The 18377-nt window shown below is 37.6% G+C and carries 13 protein-coding genes and 7 pseudogenes; 13 read left to right on the top strand and 7 right to left on the bottom strand.

Features of this window, described 5'->3' with window-relative positions:
- Window positions 1-124: 124 nt before the first annotated feature.
- Genes L3081_RS07845 through L3081_RS07835 form a run of 3 tightly spaced genes read left to right on the top strand, consistent with a single transcriptional unit; the run spans window position 125 to window position 871 of the window.
- Complete coding sequence (locus L3081_RS07845; protein ID WP_242284708.1) at window positions 125-421, top strand: BrnT family toxin; 297 nt, start codon at window positions 125-127, stop codon at window positions 419-421.
- The gene (locus tag L3081_RS07840) at window positions 414-623 is read left to right on the top strand and encodes a BrnA antitoxin family protein (RefSeq protein ID WP_111978904.1); all 210 of its coding nucleotides are present in this window, start codon (window positions 414-416) and stop codon (window positions 621-623) included. Before L3081_RS07845 ends, L3081_RS07840 begins: the two co-directional genes overlap by 8 nt.
- Window positions 614-871, top strand: a complete 258-nt coding sequence (locus L3081_RS07835; protein ID WP_242284707.1) for a hypothetical protein — start codon at window positions 614-616, stop codon at window positions 869-871. The genes L3081_RS07840 and L3081_RS07835 overlap by 10 nt, the downstream gene beginning before the upstream one ends.
- Here the strand turns inward: L3081_RS07835 and L3081_RS07830 are convergent.
- Window positions 846-2291: pseudogene (locus tag L3081_RS07830) on the bottom strand (coniferyl aldehyde dehydrogenase). The gene L3081_RS07835 and the pseudogene L3081_RS07830 overlap by 26 nt on opposite strands.
- A 231-nt stretch (window positions 2292-2522) precedes the next feature.
- Here L3081_RS07830 and L3081_RS07825 point away from each other — a divergent pair.
- The gene (locus L3081_RS07825; protein WP_242284705.1) at window positions 2523-2966 is read left to right on the top strand and encodes a CBS domain-containing protein; all 444 of its coding nucleotides are present in this window, start codon (window positions 2523-2525) and stop codon (window positions 2964-2966) included.
- 162 nt (window positions 2967-3128) lie between these two features.
- On the opposite strand, the pseudogene L3081_RS07820 reads toward L3081_RS07825, so the two are convergent.
- Window positions 3129-4255: pseudogene (locus tag L3081_RS07820) on the bottom strand (PilT/PilU family type 4a pilus ATPase).
- A 31-nt stretch (window positions 4256-4286) separates the two neighbouring features.
- On the bottom strand, window positions 4287-5330 hold the full coding sequence (locus L3081_RS07815) for a type IV pilus twitching motility protein PilT (protein ID WP_242284703.1): 1044 nt from the start codon (window positions 5328-5330) through the stop codon (window positions 4287-4289).
- A gap of 115 nt (window positions 5331-5445) precedes the next feature.
- On the opposite strand from L3081_RS07815, the gene L3081_RS07810 reads away from it, so the two are divergent.
- From L3081_RS07810 to tadA, 7 genes and pseudogenes are all read left to right on the top strand, one after another.
- Window positions 5446-6213, top strand: a complete 768-nt coding sequence (locus tag L3081_RS07810; protein ID WP_242285655.1) for a YggS family pyridoxal phosphate-dependent enzyme — start codon at window positions 5446-5448, stop codon at window positions 6211-6213.
- Window positions 6214-6291: 78 nt separating this feature from the next.
- Complete coding sequence (proC, locus tag L3081_RS07805) at window positions 6292-7104, top strand: pyrroline-5-carboxylate reductase (RefSeq protein WP_274620366.1); 813 nt, start codon at window positions 6292-6294, stop codon at window positions 7102-7104.
- A gap of 66 nt (window positions 7105-7170) precedes the next feature.
- On the top strand, window positions 7171-7719 hold the full coding sequence (locus L3081_RS28090; RefSeq protein WP_338027167.1) for a YggT family protein: 549 nt from the start codon (window positions 7171-7173) through the stop codon (window positions 7717-7719).
- A gap of 100 nt (window positions 7720-7819) precedes the next feature.
- A pseudogene (locus tag L3081_RS28980) lies at window positions 7820-8253 on the top strand (DUF4426 domain-containing protein).
- 37 nt (window positions 8254-8290) lie between these two features.
- The gene (rdgB, locus tag L3081_RS07780) at window positions 8291-8902 is read left to right on the top strand and encodes an RdgB/HAM1 family non-canonical purine NTP pyrophosphatase (RefSeq protein ID WP_242284698.1); all 612 of its coding nucleotides are present in this window, start codon (window positions 8291-8293) and stop codon (window positions 8900-8902) included.
- Between the two features lie 40 nt (window positions 8903-8942).
- Window positions 8943-10134, top strand: a pseudogene (hemW, locus tag L3081_RS07775) (radical SAM family heme chaperone HemW).
- Window positions 10134-10639 (top strand): annotated as a pseudogene (gene tadA, locus L3081_RS07770) (tRNA adenosine(34) deaminase TadA). The pseudogenes hemW and tadA overlap by 1 nt, the downstream one beginning before the upstream one ends.
- An 18-nt stretch (window positions 10640-10657) precedes the next feature.
- Here the strand turns inward: tadA and L3081_RS07765 are convergent.
- The 3 genes from L3081_RS07765 to mltF are packed head-to-tail and all read right to left on the bottom strand — an operon-like array spanning window position 10658 to window position 12469.
- On the bottom strand, window positions 10658-10822 hold the full coding sequence (locus L3081_RS07765) for a hypothetical protein (protein ID WP_242284697.1): 165 nt from the start codon (window positions 10820-10822) through the stop codon (window positions 10658-10660).
- Window positions 10823-10869: 47 nt separating this feature from the next.
- A complete protein-coding gene (locus L3081_RS07760) occupies window positions 10870-11013 on the bottom strand; it encodes a hypothetical protein (protein WP_242284696.1) in 144 nt (47 codons plus the stop codon).
- Complete coding sequence (gene mltF, locus L3081_RS07755) at window positions 11000-12469, bottom strand: membrane-bound lytic murein transglycosylase MltF (protein WP_242284695.1); 1470 nt, start codon at window positions 12467-12469, stop codon at window positions 11000-11002. Before mltF ends, L3081_RS07760 begins: the two co-directional genes overlap by 14 nt.
- 321 nt (window positions 12470-12790) lie before the next feature.
- Here mltF and purL point away from each other — a divergent pair.
- Together purL and L3081_RS07745 are read left to right on the top strand one after the other, a co-directional pair.
- Window positions 12791-16731 (top strand): annotated as a pseudogene (gene purL, locus L3081_RS07750) (phosphoribosylformylglycinamidine synthase).
- A gap of 120 nt (window positions 16732-16851) precedes the next feature.
- Window positions 16852-17723 (top strand): annotated as a pseudogene (locus L3081_RS07745) (TatD family hydrolase).
- On the opposite strand, the gene L3081_RS07740 reads toward L3081_RS07745, so the two are convergent.
- Window positions 17709-18377 carry an AhpA/YtjB family protein gene (locus tag L3081_RS07740; protein ID WP_242284693.1) on the bottom strand — a complete coding sequence of 223 codons (669 nt, stop codon included), beginning with the start codon at window positions 18375-18377 and terminating at the stop codon, window positions 17709-17711. The pseudogene L3081_RS07745 and the gene L3081_RS07740 sit on opposite strands and share 15 nt — an antisense overlap.

Genomic DNA, 18377 nt, shown 5'->3' with positions numbered 1-18377 from the left:
GTAACAGTTGGCTACGTTTCGCTTCGCTACACAATTATAGCCAACCATTACTTAGCCTGTTATTTGGGCGTTAGTTTTACCTCATATCTTGCATTCTAATTACAATATAACTACACTGTAATTTATGAATGATATTAAATTTGAATGGGATCTAAATAAAGCGGCTTCCAATATCAAAAAACACGGTGTAAGTTTCGATGAAGCTCAGTCTGTTTTCTTTGATGGTTATGCTCGCTTAATTCCTGATCCTGATAGCTCTTTTGGTGAAGAGCGCTTTATAATTCTTGGGCAAAGTGACAACTTCAAAACACTTGTTGTATGTCACTGTTATCGAGATTACGAAGATAATATTCGTATTATTTCTGCTAGGAAAGCAGATAAATATGAACGTAAACAATATGAGGAGTACAGATATGCGTGATCAATATGATTTTTCCAATTCCGTACCTAACCCGTACGTGAAAAAACTAAAGAAACAAATAACTATCCGTTTAGATCAAGATGTTATTGAGTATTTTAAACAGCTTTCAGATCAAAATGGTGTGCCTTATCAAAACTTGATTAACCTTTATCTTAAAGACTGCGCTCAAAGCCATAAAGAATTAAAGCTTAATTGGCAGTAAGTAAAACTAAATCGGGTAGCCGGAGGTTTCTACCCTCCGGCCCCCCACACCACCCTGCATGCGGCTCCGCACAGGGCGGTTCATTAACCATGATGGATTTTGATCCAGATATCCCTAAACCTGCATTAGCTAAATACTCGTTGCTTAATGCCCATGTCAAGCGTACCAAGGCATTGCTGAAGGTAATGCTATTAGAGATTATAACAAATAAACGGCTAACAATTACTTTAAAAAAAACTTATATATAAGCTTATGTATAAATTTTCCATAGGGAGGAAAAGCATTAGTTGAGGTATTAATTTTACCCTTTTTAAAGACAGATTTGGCTTTAGATAAGGTTAAGAAACCTTCATGTCCATGATACTGTCCCATCCCTGATGGCCCAATACCGCCGAAAGGCATATCATCTTGAGCCACATGCATTGCCGCATCATTTAAACACACACCGCCGGCGTGCGTTTGCTCTAATACTATTTGTTGAACTTTGGCATTATGGCTACATAAATACAGCGCCAACGGACGCGGTCTATTATTAATATAAACAATAGCTTGAGCTAGATTTTTATAACTAACAATAGGCAAAACAGGACCAAAAATCTCTTCCTGCATTAACAACATATCATCATTAACATTATTAACTAATGTTAAGGGTATTTTGCCTTGCAACCTACACTCTTCCAGACTATCAGAACCTAACGTAGTTAAAATAGCGCCTTTATTCTTGGCATCCTCTAACCACTGACTCAATCGCGAAAGTTGTGCATCGTTTATCATCGCACCGTAATCACTATTGTTAGCAACACTCGGATACATTTTAGTAAATTGCTTACTTATTGCGTGCTTCAACTCATCAACACGGCCTGAAGGACAGAGTATATAATCAGGTGCAACACAGGTTTGTCCTGCATTGAGTGTTTTCCCAAGAATAAAACGAGATACGGCATCATTAATATCAATATCATCGTCAATTATGGTTGGCGATTTACCACCAAGTTCAAGCGTTACTGGCGTTAAATTCTTAGCCGCTGCCGCCATTACAATTTTTCCAATGCGTGTTGACCCGGTAAAAATTAAATGGTCGAAAGGTTTAGCCGAAAAATGAGCAGCAACATCGGGGCCTCCACAAATCACAGCAACCTTTTCATTGGAAAAAACATCTCCCAACATAGTTTTTAAAACAAGGTTCGTTCTTCGGAGTAAATTCAGACATTTTAATCATCGCTCTATTACCCGCAGCAAAGGCTGTAGTTAATGGACCAAGGGATAAAAATAGTGGGTAATTCCAGGAGTAATTATACCGACAACGCCTAAGGGCCGGTACATAACATACGCTTTAGCAGGTTGAAATAATATGCCTACATGGCGTTTAGATGGTTTCATCCATTTTTTGATATGTTTAATGGCGTAGTTAATCCCTAAAATGGTCGGCATTAAATCCCCCATTTTACTATCATCAACACTTCTACAACCAAAATCTTTTGACATAGCTGAAATTAACGCCTCCTGATGCGTTAAAATAGCAGTTTTTAATTTAACTAAATCATCAATACGAGTTTGTGCCGTTAAATAAGGATCATTAACAAAGGCTTCTTTTTGCATAAGTAAAGCATCATCAACTAACGTAATTTCTTGCTGATCATCTGCTGTACTGTATAAATTATTTGCCATGGTTAATTACCTCAGTGATTGATTTTTATATGTTGAAATAGTTGCAACAATTATTGTTATACTGATATTGTTAATTCAATCGAATTGACTATTTTATTCGCAAATATACGTAGCGACACAACACCTCATCCGATGAGTTATCTAAACATATAAATTGATGTAAGGCGATAGTTTTTCACCGAATTAATTTAAAGGACAATGTGAGCATTGGAATTAAAAAAAGAATAGCCTATGAAAATTGAAGATTTAATGAGCAAAAATTTACTCATGCTTTCGATGGACTCTCCCTTAAGCAAAGTTAAAACGCTATTTGAAAACAATAAAATACATCATGTAATTATCACAGATGATGATGGATTAGTTGCAGGGGTTATGACAGATAGAGACTTATATAAACACTTGAGTCCAACGGTAGGTACAAGTCATGAAACCTATAGAGACACCGCTTTAATGCACAAAAAAGCACACCAAGTAATGACTAGGAACATTGTAACAATTAAGTCATATCAAACCTTAAATGAAGCGGTGTTACTCCTATATGATAACCACATATCTTGTTTGCCAGTCGTAAATAAAGAAGACATGCCCGTAGGTATCATTACTTGGCGTGATCTTTTAAAGGTACTTGCTTTGAAATACCGAAAAACTTTAGAAACTAATTTTAGAATTAAATAAGTTTTAGAATCAAATAAGACCCAATTAAAATCCTTTTATTGGGCCTTCTTAATAACCTTAAATAATAACCTTAAATAATAACCTTAAATAATAACCTCAAATAATAACCTCAAATTTTTATTCTTTGTTCTTTGATAAAAAGAATAATTTCCCTTTATCAATCTATTCATCCTCGGTGTCAAATCCATCAAGGGTCACACCCGCTAAACCACCTGTTCCTCCTTGTTCATTACTGCGTAGTTTAATCATCAAGCGTAAGTCATTCGGTGAATCAGCATGATGCAACGCATCCGCGTAAGTAATTTGACCGCGCTCATACAAAGTAAATAAGGCTTGATCAAAGGTTTGCATGCCTTGTTCGTTAGATTTTTCCATCACCTCTTTAATACTACCAACTTCACCTTTTTTAATGAGCTCTGCAATGTAAGGAGAATTTAATAATATTTCAATAGCCGCCACTCGACTATTTCCATCCTTGGTTGGTACTAACTGTTGCGCAATTATTCCTCTAAGGTTTAATGCTAAATCAAATAATAATTTACCATGCTGATCAGCGGTACTAAATGCATAATACGGTCAATTGCTTGGTTAGCATTGTTCGCATGCAAGGTTGCAATACATAAATGCCCTGTTTCTGCAAAACTTAGCGCATGCTCCATAATTTCTTGGCTACGAATTTCACCAATCAAAATAACGTCGGGCGCTTGTCGTAATGAACTTTTTAATGCGGCATCAAATGATTCGGTATCCAAGCCAACTTCTCGCTGAGTTATCATACTCTTAGCATGCTCATGTACAAATTCAACGGGGTCTTCAATCGTTAAAATATGCCCACGAGAATTTCGATTTCGATAACCAATCAAAGAGGCCATTGACGTAGACTTACCCGTACCCGTTCCACCAACGAAAAGCACTAAACCACGTTTTGACATGACCACATCTTTTAAGATAGAGGGCAAGCCCAAATCATCAGTGTCAGGAATCTCAGTTACAATACGACGAATGACCATGCCTGCCATATCACGTTGCCAAAAAGCGGAAACACGAAAACGACCAATGCCCTCAATTGAAATCGCAAAGTTACATTCTTTTTCTTCATCAAACTGGCGAATTTGTTTTTCATTCATCGCGTTATGAACTAAACCTAACGCTTCTTCAGGCGTCAATGCATGGTCAGCAATAGGTTGTAACTCACCATTAATTTTTGCACTTACCGGTAATTTAGCGGTAACGAACATATCGGATGCATCTGCAGCAACCATTTTTTCTAATAACTGATGAAAACTCATTGGTTATTCCTGCCTAATATTTTACAAAAAATTAAAAGCTTCTGAATTGATTTTTGTCGACAGCTTTTTCCATAGCAGCACCTTTAGTAATCATGCCTCTACTCACTAAATTCTGTAAGCACTGATCCATTGTTTGCATACCATTAGACATACCTGTTTGAATAGCTGAATACATTTGTGCAATTTTATCTTCACGTATTAAGTTACGAATAGCAGGCGTTCCTATCATAATTTCATGGGCAGCAACTCGGCCACCCCCTACTTTCTTGATTAACGTTTGAGAGATAACGGCCCGAAGTGATTCTGACAACATAGAACGTACCATCGATTTTTCTTCACCTGGGAATACATCAATAATACGGTCAATGGTTTTGGGAGCCGAAGTAGTATGCAAAGTACCAAAAACCAAATGCCCGGTTTCTGCTGCGGTCATTGCAAGACGAATGGTTTCTAAATCACGCATCTCCCCCACAAGGATAACATCGGGATCTTCACGTAATGCCGAGCGAAGCGCGGCTTCGAAACTAAGGGTATCGCGATGTACTTCACGTTGGTTAATCAAACACAATTTATTTTCGTGCACAAATTCTATCGGATCTTCAATCGTTAAAATATGATCATGTTTCGAATCATTAATATAATCAACCATTGCCGCTAATGTAGTAGACTTACCTGAACCGGTTGGTCCTGTAACCAAAACTAACCCTCGAGGCGTATCAGATATCTCTCTAAAAATATCAGGGCAACCTAAATCATCAAGTGACAATATCTTGCTTGGAATCGTACGAAATACTGCAGCAGGACCTCGGTTTTGGTTAAACGCGTTAACCCTAAAACGAGCTAAGTTAGGCACTTCAAAGGAAAAATCCACTTCGAGTTTTTCTTCATACTCTTTACGTTGACGATCATTCATAATGTCATAAACCAACGCATTAACATCTTTTGCATCAAATGCAGGAATGTTGAGTTTACGAACATCACCATCAACACGGATTGACGGCGGTGTGCCAGTTGATAAATGTAAATCTGACGCCTCATGTTGCACACTAAAGGCAAGTAGTTCGGTAATATCCATAAAAAACCTCGGTGGTGTTATCTGTTAAAATATCAATTGTTAACGTATTATACCTATCTTAAAAACAGCGGTTGTTCGTTAATAATAAATCGGTCTAAACATTAGTCACAAAATGATGAATAAAATTAAAGAAAATATACAAAAAATACAATCACAAATTAATAGAGCTTGCCATAATACTTCTCATGTTAGTTCTCATGTTAGTTCTCATGTTAGCTCTCAGATACCTGCGCAAGAAAATAAAGTATCGTCAAATACTAACCAAAATCGTGTTACTTTGCTCGCTGTTAGTAAAACAAAACCAGTATCAGCAATAGAGCAAGCATACCTTGTTGGACAACGTGACTTTGGTGAAAACTATTTACAAGAAGCAATAGAAAAAATCACCGCATTGTCACATCTTCCCGATATTTGTTGGCATTTTATTGGCCCTATTCAATCGAATAAAACAAAACAAATTGCACAACATTTTCACTGGGTTCACAGCGTTGACCGAGCAAAAATAGCTCACCGTTTAAATGAGCACTTAAACGATTCAACTCAGCAACATAATTGTCAAGATACCCCGCTAAACATTTGTTTACAAGTCAATATTAGTGAAGAACCGTCAAAATCTGGCATTATGGTGGATGAGGTATTTTCTTTAGCTGAAGTTGTTGATAATTGTGATAAACTTATGTTGCGTGGCTTAATGGCAATTCCAGAAAAAAATGCCGGTGTCGCTAGTTATGAAAAAATGCAGCACTTGTTTAAAAAATTACAAGCCCAATATCCAACGGTAGATACGCTTTCAATGGGCATGTCTAATGATTTAGAAATAGCGATTGCTTATGGTTCTACCATGGTGAGAATCGGTACCGCTATCTTTGGTGAAAGAAGCTAAAATAGAGCCCTTTACTGAGATAAAACGCTGACACAAATTCAAGAAAACCGTAATTCGACAAAAAGGTAAATAATCTTCATGAAAAAAATAGCATTTATTGGCGCAGGTAATATGGCACGCGCAATTATTATAGGCTTAGTTAATTCAGGCGTTGCGGCAAAAAATATTATTGTAGCTAACCCATCACCAGAAAAAAGAATACAGCTAGCCAATGAATTTGGTGTGCAGCAAACAAGTGATAATATTGAAGCAGCAAATTTTGCCGACATTATTGTATTATGCGTAAAACCACATTTTATCTGTGATGTATGCCGGCAATTATCAAAGTCGCTTGATATTTCCGCTAAGCTATTCATTTCAGTCGCTGCCGGAACAACAGTTAATCAAATTCAAGAAGCGCTTGATTGTAATGCCGCTCTTGTTCGCGTGATGCCAAATACCCCTTCACAATTAGGTTTAGGCATGAGCGGAATGTTTGCTTCAAAAGAAGTAACCGGCGAACAAAAAGCGGCAAGTGATAAGTTAATGTCTGCGGTGGGCAAAGTTATTTGGTTAGCGACCGAAGATAAAATTAACGATGTCATTGCTGTTGCCGGTTCAGCCCCTGCTTACTTTTTCTTATTTATGGAAGCGATGGAAAAACATGCGCAATCATTAGGCTTTAGTGCAGAAGAAAGTAGAATGTTAGTACAACAAACTGCGCTAGGTGCGGCACAAATGGTTGAACATAACACCGCAGCAATAAGTACTCTGCGAGAAAACGTTACTTCAAAAGGCGGTACCACTTTTGCGGCTCTTGAGCAATTTAGACATGACGGTATCGATCAAATGGTCAGTAATGCGATGAATGCTGCTATCGCCCGTGCCGAAGCAATGGCGCAAGGTAAGTAGCGTTTCGAGTTTCGAGTTTCGAGTTTCGAGTTTCGAGTTTCGAACATAGTTTAAGTTTTTGGAGGAATGATGGAAGCAATATTATATTTGGTAAGATTCGCATTCGATGCCCTGTTAATGATTCTCATCGTGAGGTTTTGGTTACAATGGGTTAAAGCTGATTTTTATAACCCCTTAAGTCAATTCATTGTAAAAGTGAGTAACCCGTCAAGTTGTTCCTTTACGCCGTGTTATTCCCGGTTTGGGTGGCTTAGATTTAGCCACAATGTTAGCGGCCTATCTTATAGCCACGTTAAAATTTTTTACTTTGGCCGCTTTAGCGGGCGAAAATTTAGGGGCATTAGCCTTTTACATTGGATTGTTAGTATTAATAAAACAAGCGGATTTTTATTGTTTATGATCATGATTATCATGGCCGTTATGAGTCGGGTTGTGCAAGGTTACAATCCAACATTAGCGATATTCTACCAATTAACAGAACCATTTTTGAATCCTATTAGGCGTATAATTCCTAATCTAGGGGGACTAGATTTATCAATGATCGTTGCTTTTTTAATAATGAATGTAATTAATATTCTACTCTCTAGCTCATTACCATACTGGTCTGCGCTATAAAGATTAGTCATGCTAAAATATAGACTCGGCCTAAGATAGTTAATTGAAGATCATTAACTGAAGATAATTCACCTAAAAAACACAGTAATCCGGAGAGACTATGACTAATTTAATCGTAAAACTCTTACTAGCCATCAGCATATTTACTATGACGTATGCTAGCGCAGAAAACATGAAAAAATTGGGTTCAATGAATGTACATTACATGGCAATTGGCTCAACTTTTTTCACACCAGAAATAGCTAAAGCGTATGGAATTACCCGTAGCCGTTATAATGGACTCGTTAATATTTCAGTGCTTGATAATACCAAGCCAGGTAACCCACCAAAACAATCAGCATTAACGGCCAAGCAAAAAATAACTTAGGTCAATTTAAAAATCTAGAATTCACTGAAGTCAAAGAAGGTGATGCTATCTATTATTTGGCACAGGTAAGTTACACCGATGAAGAAACACTGCACTTTACCCTAGAAATAACCGACGGCAAAGAACAGCAAACGTTAAAATTTTCACAAAAATTTTATGTCGATTAAAACAATTTAATGCCACCTAAGGTGCAGGATTTATGTCATGTCTAAAATAGTATTAGCCACAGGCAATCAAGGTAAAGTAAAAGAATTGGCTAGTTTGTTAGCCGAACATCAAATAGAAATTGTTCCGCAAAGTAATTTTAATGTGCCTGATGTGGCTGAAACAGGCACAACCTTTGTAGAAAATGCCATAATTAAAGCACGCCATGCCGCTAAATTGACAGGGCTGCCTGCCATTGCGGATGACTCGGGTTTAGAAGTTGATGCTCTACAGGGGGCACCCGGCGTATATTCTGCTCGTTATGCCTTTGATATTGTGGGCGAACAAGTCACTGATGAGGACAACACAAATAAGCTACTTAAAGCATTAGAGAATACACCTGATGATCAACGCAAAGCTCGTTTTCATTGTGTTTTGGTTTACATGAAACATGAAAATGATCCGACTCCAATAATTTGTCATGGTGTTTGGGAAGGCAGTATTAGCCGAGAAAAACGTGGAGAACAAGGTTTTGGATATGATCCTGTTTTTTGGCAAAAAGATTTACAATTATCTTCAGCACAATTACCACGTAATATAAAAAATAGGTTAAGCCATCGCGGCCAGGCTTTAGCACAACTGGTGAAACAGTTAGCAAAAGAACCTATTTAAAATTCAATACTTATCAATTTATAGTGAGTACTAACTTGTTATCCACCCCCCACTTTCTTTATATATTCACATACCTTGGTGTGTAGAAAAGTGTCCATATTGCGATTTTAATTCTCATGCACTAAAAGCAAAAGTTCCTGAACAAGATTATGTACAAGCATTAATAGCAGATTTAGATGCGGATATTGCTCGCTTTAATTTACAAGACAGATCACTGTATTCCATTTTTATTGGTGGTGGTACACCGAGCTTATTTTCACCTGAAGCAATTGAAAAATTACTTGATCAAGTTTTATCACGGTTTTCAAATAACGCCTCACCAAACAATTCTATTGAAATAACCCTTGAAGCCAATCCTGGTACGGTAGAGGCAGACAAATTTATAGGTTTTGCTAAAGCGGGCGTTACTCGTTTATCTATTGGTGTACAAAGTTTTGAATCAGAAAAGCTGATAAAACTTGGTCGAATTCACAATGTTAACCAAGCAAAACAAGCGGCACAATTAGCCAAAAATTCAGGGGTAAAAAGCTTTAATATTGATTTAATGCATGGCTTACCAAATCAAAGTATTGAAAATGCGTTAGATGATTTAAGAACTGCTATTAGTCTTAAACCCGATCACCTCTCTTGGTATCAGCTTACTATCGAACCCAATACCGCATTTCATTCGAAACCACCGAAACTTCCACGAGACGAAATTTTATGGAATATTCAAGACCAAGGCTTTGAATTGCTCGCAAAGGTCAAGTTATCAGCAGTATGAAATATCTGCGTTTAGTTTAACCAATACCGAGCAACCACAGCAAAATAACACCCAATGTCAACATAATCTAAACTACTGGCGTTTTGGTGATTACCTTGGCATAGGCTGTGGTGCGCATGGTAAAATTTCCAATAATTCAACAGGCATAATTCAACGAACAGTTAAAGTTAAACACCCAAAAGGATACTTAGATCAAAGTCGAGATCCCTTAGATCACTTAACTACTGTAACAAGTGATGAATTACCATTTGAATTTATGATGAATCAATTAAGACTCTTTTCAAGTTTCACTTTAAGCGATTATCAACAACGTACAGGTTTAGCATCGAACACTATTTTACCAATACTGCAACAAGCAAAAAATAAAGCATTAATGGAGCACCTTGATAATTCCGAGATTCCTGAAACTTGGCAAGTAACCCCCTTAGGTCATCGTTACCTAAATGATTTATTGGCACTTTTTTTATAATGATAACCCTTGATGAAAAAAACGATCACTATTTTATGCAACGGGCCTATGAATTAGCCCAGAAGGCCGAGAATATTGATGAAATACCTGTTGGGGCTGTCGTTGTTTACCAAGGAAAAATTATCGGGGAAGGATATAATCAATCAATTCTGAACAATGATCCTTCAGCCCATGCAGAGATGCTTGCAATTCGACAAGTCAAGGGCAACAGCTTAACAATTATAGATTAATAGACTGTACCTTATACGTCACGCTTGAACCCTGCCCTATGTGTGCAGGCCTTTTGGTACATAGTAGAATAAAACGGCTTGTTTACGCGAGTGCTGACTTAAAAACGGGTGCTGCAGGAAGCGCTTTTAATTTGGTGAGTTCTACTCAGCTTAATCATCAAATAATAGTCGACAGTGGGATTATGGGCGATCAATGTAGTAAATTGCTATCGGGGTTTTTTAAACGTAGACGAAATGAAAAAAAAATGGCTAAGAAATCTCAGCTTAACACGTGAGGAAATAAACCCGAATCATCAATTCGTCTTTATTTGAGCTAACAATTCTTGACTATCTTTTTGACTAGTCTCTTCATTAATTTCTTGGTTAAAGAAAAACTGACGACGTGAGTTAACTTTATGATGTTGAACTTTTAAATGTTTCTTTCTTGCTGTTCCTGATACTTGTCTTCTTATCTTCATAGTATTCTCTCTTTTATTACTTGGTTAACGTTAATTTCATTTTATTATTAAGGATGAATATGACGTTCATATGACAAAAGATAAATAATACCAATTTCATTAATTAAGTGATCTAGTTTGTACGTAGAAACAATTGCCAAATACAAGGCATTTATTTCAATAACGAGTTGATCAAATTTATTCTGTGACATCTAAAACAGCTAGCTCTGTTTCTTCCTCGGTATCTTGGAGCGGCTCTTTTGACTTAGCATCAAGCCAAGTTAGTGTATCGTAATACCTACGAATATTTTCAACATAGTCAACGGGTTCAGATCCACGCGCATAACCATATTTTGTCTTTTTATAATATTTCTTTTGTTGTAATAATGGTAGGCGTGTTTTAACGTCAACCCAACGATCAGGGTCACCACCTTGCTGTTGTGTGATAATGCGTGCATCATTTAAATGACCAAACCCGACATTATAAGAAGCTAAGGCAAACCAAACACGATCTGGATTTGGGATCCTATCCGGCATTTTATCTATCATGCGTCTAAAGTATTTACTACCCCCTCTAATACTTTGCTCCGCATCTAAACGACTCTGAATACCCATCTGCTTGGCTGTTGCTAACGTCAGCATCATCATACCTCTAACGCCAGTATGAGAACGGGCATGAGGCTTCCAATGAGACTCTTGATAGCTTATAGCCGCTAATAATCGCCAATCAATTTCTTGACTGTATTTTTCAAACATAGCCCGATATTGAGGTAACTTAGTTTCAACAGCTCTAATAAAAGTACGTGTTTCCACATAATTAAATTCTTCTATATGACCATAATACTTATCATCGAGAGCTAACAATGTTCCATCGTGATGCACTTGACCAAAAAATTCCACTAAACTACCCAATATTGCGTCATCGCTGTCTTTACTCACCATCCATGCTAAAGGTTCTGCATTGTTAATTGTAAAACCAACACTAATCTCAGGGTAATAGCGACGATTTATGGCCAAGGTATTACTATCAACTATGGTATAATCTATTTCATCGTTAAGTAACTTAGCTAACAGTTCTTCACGATCAAATTCAGCGGTTTCAATCCAGTTAAGCGTCGGATTAACTTGCTTAAGTACCGTTAGCATTTCTGCATGACTTGAACTAGCTGTCACCATTAAATTACCAGACAAATCGCTAATTTCTCTCGGTCTTATATTACCCTGCTTGAACACAAGCTTTTGGCTGACTTCTGCATAGCTTGGAGCAAAATCGAACCGTGACAAACGTTTATCCGTTACTGACAAGCCTGCTGCGAGTACGTCGACTTCTCCGGTATTGAGTTTGATAAAAAGTTCATCAAGGGAATAACTCGGTATTATTTTTAATTCAACATTAAGATAATCAGCATATTTCTTTGCCAATTCATATTCAAAGCCTGCATAAGCATTTGAGTGCATATCATTATTTGCAAGATCATTGCCTTGAGCATAGAAGCTGTTCGCCGCATACAATGTACCAACACTAACATACCCACGCTCAATTATGCGAGTAAAGCTAGCCTGCTGACTTTTTTCATCACAGGAAAAAAGCGCAGAAAGAAACAGGATCGTTATAAGATACTTCTTAATAACAAACCTCTTTTGTTGATAAATACATATAAATTTCATGGCTCAATTGTGTCGTGTATTCGCTTGTTAGCCAAGCTCTTTTTTTAAAGTTTATTTTTATTCAATCACGTTGCTTTAATTTGAATTTATAACGCACTATTCTCCGCACTTAAAAACCCTTCAAAACCCTTTTATTATTCAAACTCAAAACTATATTTCGAAATCACTTAAGTATATAATACGCGCGAAATTTTAGTGTTACACTTGATGGCGATATATTGTAACAATATTGAGAAAAACTGAAAAAAGCACTAAAACAACTTAACCAAACCCCTAAACAAACCTGGTGATTACTCTATGACGATGCCTAAGACAACGTTAATTAAAAACCTTCGCGGCGCTCCAAAGACTTTCTGAATTTAGAATACAAAAGCTAATAACTCAATGCGCATCTTTAGCATTGCCTGTAATTGATATTTATGCTGAATTTGCTCATTTTTCTCAACTCAATGAAGCGTTAACTGCTGATGAAGAAAATGTTTTACAACAATTATTAACGTATGGACCAACAATTGAAGAGCATTCACCTGAAGGCATATTCATACTAGTAACACCTCGACCAGGTACAATTTCGCCTTGGTCATCTAAATCAACGGATATTGCCCATAACTGTGGTTTAAGTAAAGTTGAACGCTTAGAGCGCGGAATGGCTTATTATATTACCCTTGAAAATGATGTTACGTTAACAAACGAACAATTGACTCAAGTAACTGGTTTATTACATGACCGCATGATGGAAAGCGTTTTTACCAAACTTTGATGATGCCGCGAAATTATTTGTTAGTGCAGAGCCGGGCAAATTAACATCTATCGATATTGAAAACGGTGGAAAAAATGCCCTAGTACAGGCAAATATTGAATTAGGTTTGGCCTTAGCGGAAGATGAAGTTAATTACTTATTTGAAAACTTCAGTAAATTAGGTCGTAATCCACACGATATTGAACTTTACATGTTTGCACAGGCAAACTCTGAACATTGTCGTCATAAAATATTCAATGCAGATTGGACTATCGACGGTGTGAAGCAACCTAAATCATTATTTAAAATGATCCGTAATACGCATGAAACTAATCCTGATTATGTTTTGAGTGCTTATAAAGATAATGCGGCGGTGATGGTTGGTAATAAAGGGGGTCGCTTCTTCCCTAATCCAGAAACGAATGTGTATGGTTATAACCATGAAGACATTCAAATATTAATGAAAGTAGAAACGCATAATCACCCTACCGCTATTTCACCATACCCAGGAGCAGCTACAGGTAGTGGTGGTGAGATACGTGACGAAGGGGCAACAGGTGTTGGCTCTAAACCTAAAGTCGGCTTAGTTGGTTTTTCAGTGTCAAATTTACGTATTCCACAGTTCGAACAGCCATGGGAAACAGACTTTGGTAAGCCAAGTCGCATAGTGTCAGCCTTAGACATTATGATGGAAGGTCCTTTAGGTGGTGCTGCATTTAACAATGAATTTGGTCGCCCTGCTATTTTAGGTTATTTCCGTACTTATGAAGAAGAAGTTAATTCTTTTAATGGTACTGAAGTTCGAGGTTACCACAAACCTATTATGCTTGCGGGTGGCTTAGGTAATATTCGTGATGAACACGTACAAAAAGGCGACATTGTTGTAGGCGCAAATCTTATTGCCTTAGGTGGTCCAGCCATGAACATTGGTTTAGGCGGCGGTGCTGCTTCATCCATGGCTTCTGGTCAATCAGCTGAAAATTTAGACTTTGCATCAGTACAACGTGAAAACCCTGAAATGGAGCGTCGTTGTCAGGAAGTTATCGATAAATGTTGGCAGTTAGGCGACGCAAATCCCATTTTATTTATTCATGATGTAGGCGGCGGCGGCTTATCTAATGCTTTCCCTGAGCCGGTTTCTGATGGTGGCCGTGGGGGTGTATTTGAACTTCGCAATGTGCCTAATGACGAACGTAGCATGGCACCCCATGAAATATGGTGTAACGAATCTCAAGAGCGTTATGTACTCGCGGTATCAGATGAACAGCTAGCCCAATTCACGCAAATTTGTGAACGCGAGCGAGCGCCATTTGCTGTGGTTGGGCGTGCAACAGAAGAAGAGCACTTAACCGTTACCGACAAACATTTTGCTGATGATGAAGCTTTGAATACCCCTATAGATTTACCACTAAATGTTTTATTAGGTAAAACGCCAAAAATATTTAAAAATGTTGAATCAAAAAAAGCAACGGGGGATGAGTTGCCTCTAGCTAATATTACATTAACAGAAGCAGCACAGCGTATTTTATCTTTACCTACTGTTGCTGAAAAAACCTTTTTAATTACTATTGGTGACCGTTCAGTAACGGGTATGGTTAATCGCGATCAAATGGTTGGCCCATGGCAAGTACCTGTAGCCGACTGTGGTGTAACTGCTTCAGCCCTTGATTCTTACCATGGTGAAGCGATGTCACTTGGTGAACGTACACCTGTTGCTTTGTTAAACTTTGGTGCTTCTGCTCGTTTAGCCGTGGCAGAGTCATTAATGAATATTCTTGGTACTGATATTCTTGTACTGATGGTGATAGGTTAAACCGTATTAAACTTTCTGCCAACTGGATGTCACCACAGGGCATCCTGGTGAAGACGCCGGTCTTTATGAAGCTGTAAAAGCGATTGGCGAAGAACTTTGTCCTGCGTTAGGATTAACCATTCCCGTAGGTAAAGACTCAATGTCTATGCGTACTCAATGGGATGAAAACGGCGAGCAGAAATCAGTCACTTCGCCCATGTCTTTAATCATAACCGCTTTTGGTGTTGTGGAAGATATTCGTAAAACAGTGACACCTGAATTACGTACTGATTTAGGTGATACACGCCTAATTGCTATTGATCTATCACGAGGTAAAAACCGCCTAGGTGGCTCATGTTTAGCGCAAGTTTACAAAAAACTGGGTAATGAAACACCTGATGTTGATTGTCCTGAAACATTAAAAGGCTTTTTCAATGCTATGCAAGTACTGGTACGTGATGAAAAACTTATCGCTTATCACGATATTTCAGACGGTGGTTTATTTACCACAACATGTGAAATGGCCTTTGCAGGTCATACCGGTGTTGATATTGATCTATCTAAATTAACGGGTGATGACGTACCTGTACTGTTTAATGAAGAACTTGGTGCAGTTATTCAAATTCGTGAAAGTGATGTTGATGCAATCAATGTAATACTGGCACAACATAACATTTTAGATTGTTGTACTGATATTGGCTGTCTAAATAACGAAGACACGATTCGTTTTAGCAGAGATGGTAATGTAGTGCTTGAAAACTCTCGTACCTATTACCGCACAACATGGGCACAAACTACATACAAGATGCAGTCCCTACGTGATAATCCTGCATGTGCACAAGAAGAGCATGATGTTAAATTTGACACCGAAGATCCAGGTTTACAAGCAAATCTAACCTTTGATATCAATGAAGATATTGTTGCAGATCTCATTGTAAACGATGCAGAAAACAACACGAATCCACGTGTTGCTATTTTACGTGAGCAAGGTGTTAACTCTCATGTTGAAATGGCGGCAGCTTTTGATAGAGCAGGATTTGTAGCTATTGACGTGCATATGTCTGATATTTTAGCGGGTCGCACCGACTTGGCAAACTTTAACGGTTTAGTCGCTTGTGGTGGTTTCTCTTATGGTGATGTATTAGGCGCAGGTGAAGGTTGGGCAAAATCAATCTTATTCAATAAAAATGCTAAAGCCATGTTTAAGGCCTTCTTTGAACGTGAAGACACGTTCTCCTTAGGTGTTTGTAATGGCTGCCAAATGATGTCTAATTTAAAAGAAATTATTCCAGGTAGTGAAGCTTGGCCACGTTTTGTACAAAATAAGTCAGAGCGTTTTGAAGCAAGATTTTCTTTAGTGGAAATTCAAGAAAGCCCTTCTGTATTATTTAACGGTATGGGCGGTTCGATTATGCCTATCGCAGTGTCGCATGGTGAGGGTCGTACTGAATTTAGCTCAGATGAAGCGATAGATGCAGCAAATAATTCAGGAACCGTATCAATGCGCTATATTAATAACTATGGCGATGTTACTGAAACTTATCCGCTAACCCTAATGGCTCTGTCGATGGTATCACCTCACTAACGACAACTGATGGTCGTGTAACAATAATGATGCCTCATCCTGAACGCGTATTTAGAACGGTTGCCAACTCGTGGCACCCAGATAATTGGGGTGAAGATTCACCTTGGGTTCGCATGTTCCGTAACGCGAGAAAATTTATAGGTTAATGGATAGACAAGAAAGATAAATTTGAGTGGCGAGATAAAAACGTAGACACTTCACATGTGTCTACGTTTTTGTTATAAGTAACTCAATACGCTTCATAACCTATTTACTAGGAGACAGTGATGCAATTTACCGACAGCCATTGTCACCTTGATTTCCCTGAATTCAGCAAAAATATTGCCGAGTTACTAATACAATGCCAAACGCAAAAAATTCACCGAATTATTGTACCTAGTGTTAACCCTGAACACTGGCAAAGAGTGTTAACTTTAGCAAAACAAAATCACCCTATTGATATTGCCTACGGCTTAGGTATCCATCCTTGGTTTGTTATCCTACAAGAACACCAAACTCAGTGTTCAGAGAAAATTTATGACGTAACCTTTCAAGAACAGCAACTAAAACAAGCTGTAAAAGTAAACAAACAAACCAACGACAATAACAACCTAAAAAGCAAAAAAAATATCGCTATAGGTGAATGTGGTATTGATGTATTAAAAGCGAAGAAACACGCGCCAAATGAACAAACACTCAAAGCAAATATCACATTACAACAAGATTTTTTTTCAATGCAGTTAGCTATTGCTCAAGAAAACGATTTGCCGGTTATTGTGCACCATAGCCAATCTCATGCATTAATATTACCCTTATTAAAACACTATAAGTTGAATAAATCTGGTGTTATTCACGCATTTTCTGGCAGTTATCAACAAGCTAAAGCCTATGTTGATTTAGGGTTTAAATTAGGTGTTGGCGGCACCATCACATACCCTAGAGCAAATAAAACGATAACTGCGATCAAACAGCTACCATTATCCACTTGTTATTAGAAACTGACGCCCCGGCCATGCCACTCATGGGTATGCAAGGCACGCACAATTCACCACTAAACTTAATCTCGGTATTTAAGACATTAGTTGCTCTAAGAAGTGAATCTGACGAGATCATTGCCAAACAAATAGAACAAAATGTAGAGCAGTTATTTTTTAGCTAATGGCAATATTGCGGGTGCTCTATAACCTTGTCGACTGAAGCGGTTAAAACCTCGGGTCAATAAAAAACCAATTAAACCCGCAACAATAAATAATAAACGATAAGACGTCTGACTATCACGATTATTCTTAGCCAATTCTGATGTTAGATAAGATTTTTCGATAGTTATTCGAACATACCCTAATAATTTTTCATGACGGATTTCTTTAATAAACGGCACATATTGATTACTTTTATTCAAAGTTTTTAAACTTTCATCAATACCATAAAGCATTTTAATTGTGGAGCTTGCTTCACCACCATAGGCAGACTTGAGCATGAGCAAGCCTGTTTCATCATATAAATGAACTTGTTTAATAAAATCAGCCTCGGCAATTCTATTTAAATAAGACTGCAACTGAGCCTCTCGCTCTTTGTCACTGATTGAGGATTGATGTGCAGTTAACAATATCGAAATACCGGAAATTGTTTGCTGTAAGAATTTATCCGCAATATGCTCAAAATGTTCTTCTAACACTTGAGTGTTTTTTTCTGTATTAACCACTAAAAAGACCAATAACATGACTATAAGCAAAATTGCACTAACTAATTGCAGAATTTTATTATAAATTGACGATATTTTAGGGTATAAAGGCTGTTCTAATTTATTCATCAT

Origin of the sequence: Colwellia maritima (genome assembly GCF_022669015.1) — a bacterium.
Classification (GTDB): domain Bacteria; phylum Pseudomonadota; class Gammaproteobacteria; order Enterobacterales; family Alteromonadaceae; genus Colwellia; species Colwellia maritima.
The sequence above is the reverse complement of the archived record's forward strand: the minus strand, read 5'-3'. Positions and strand labels throughout refer to the sequence as shown.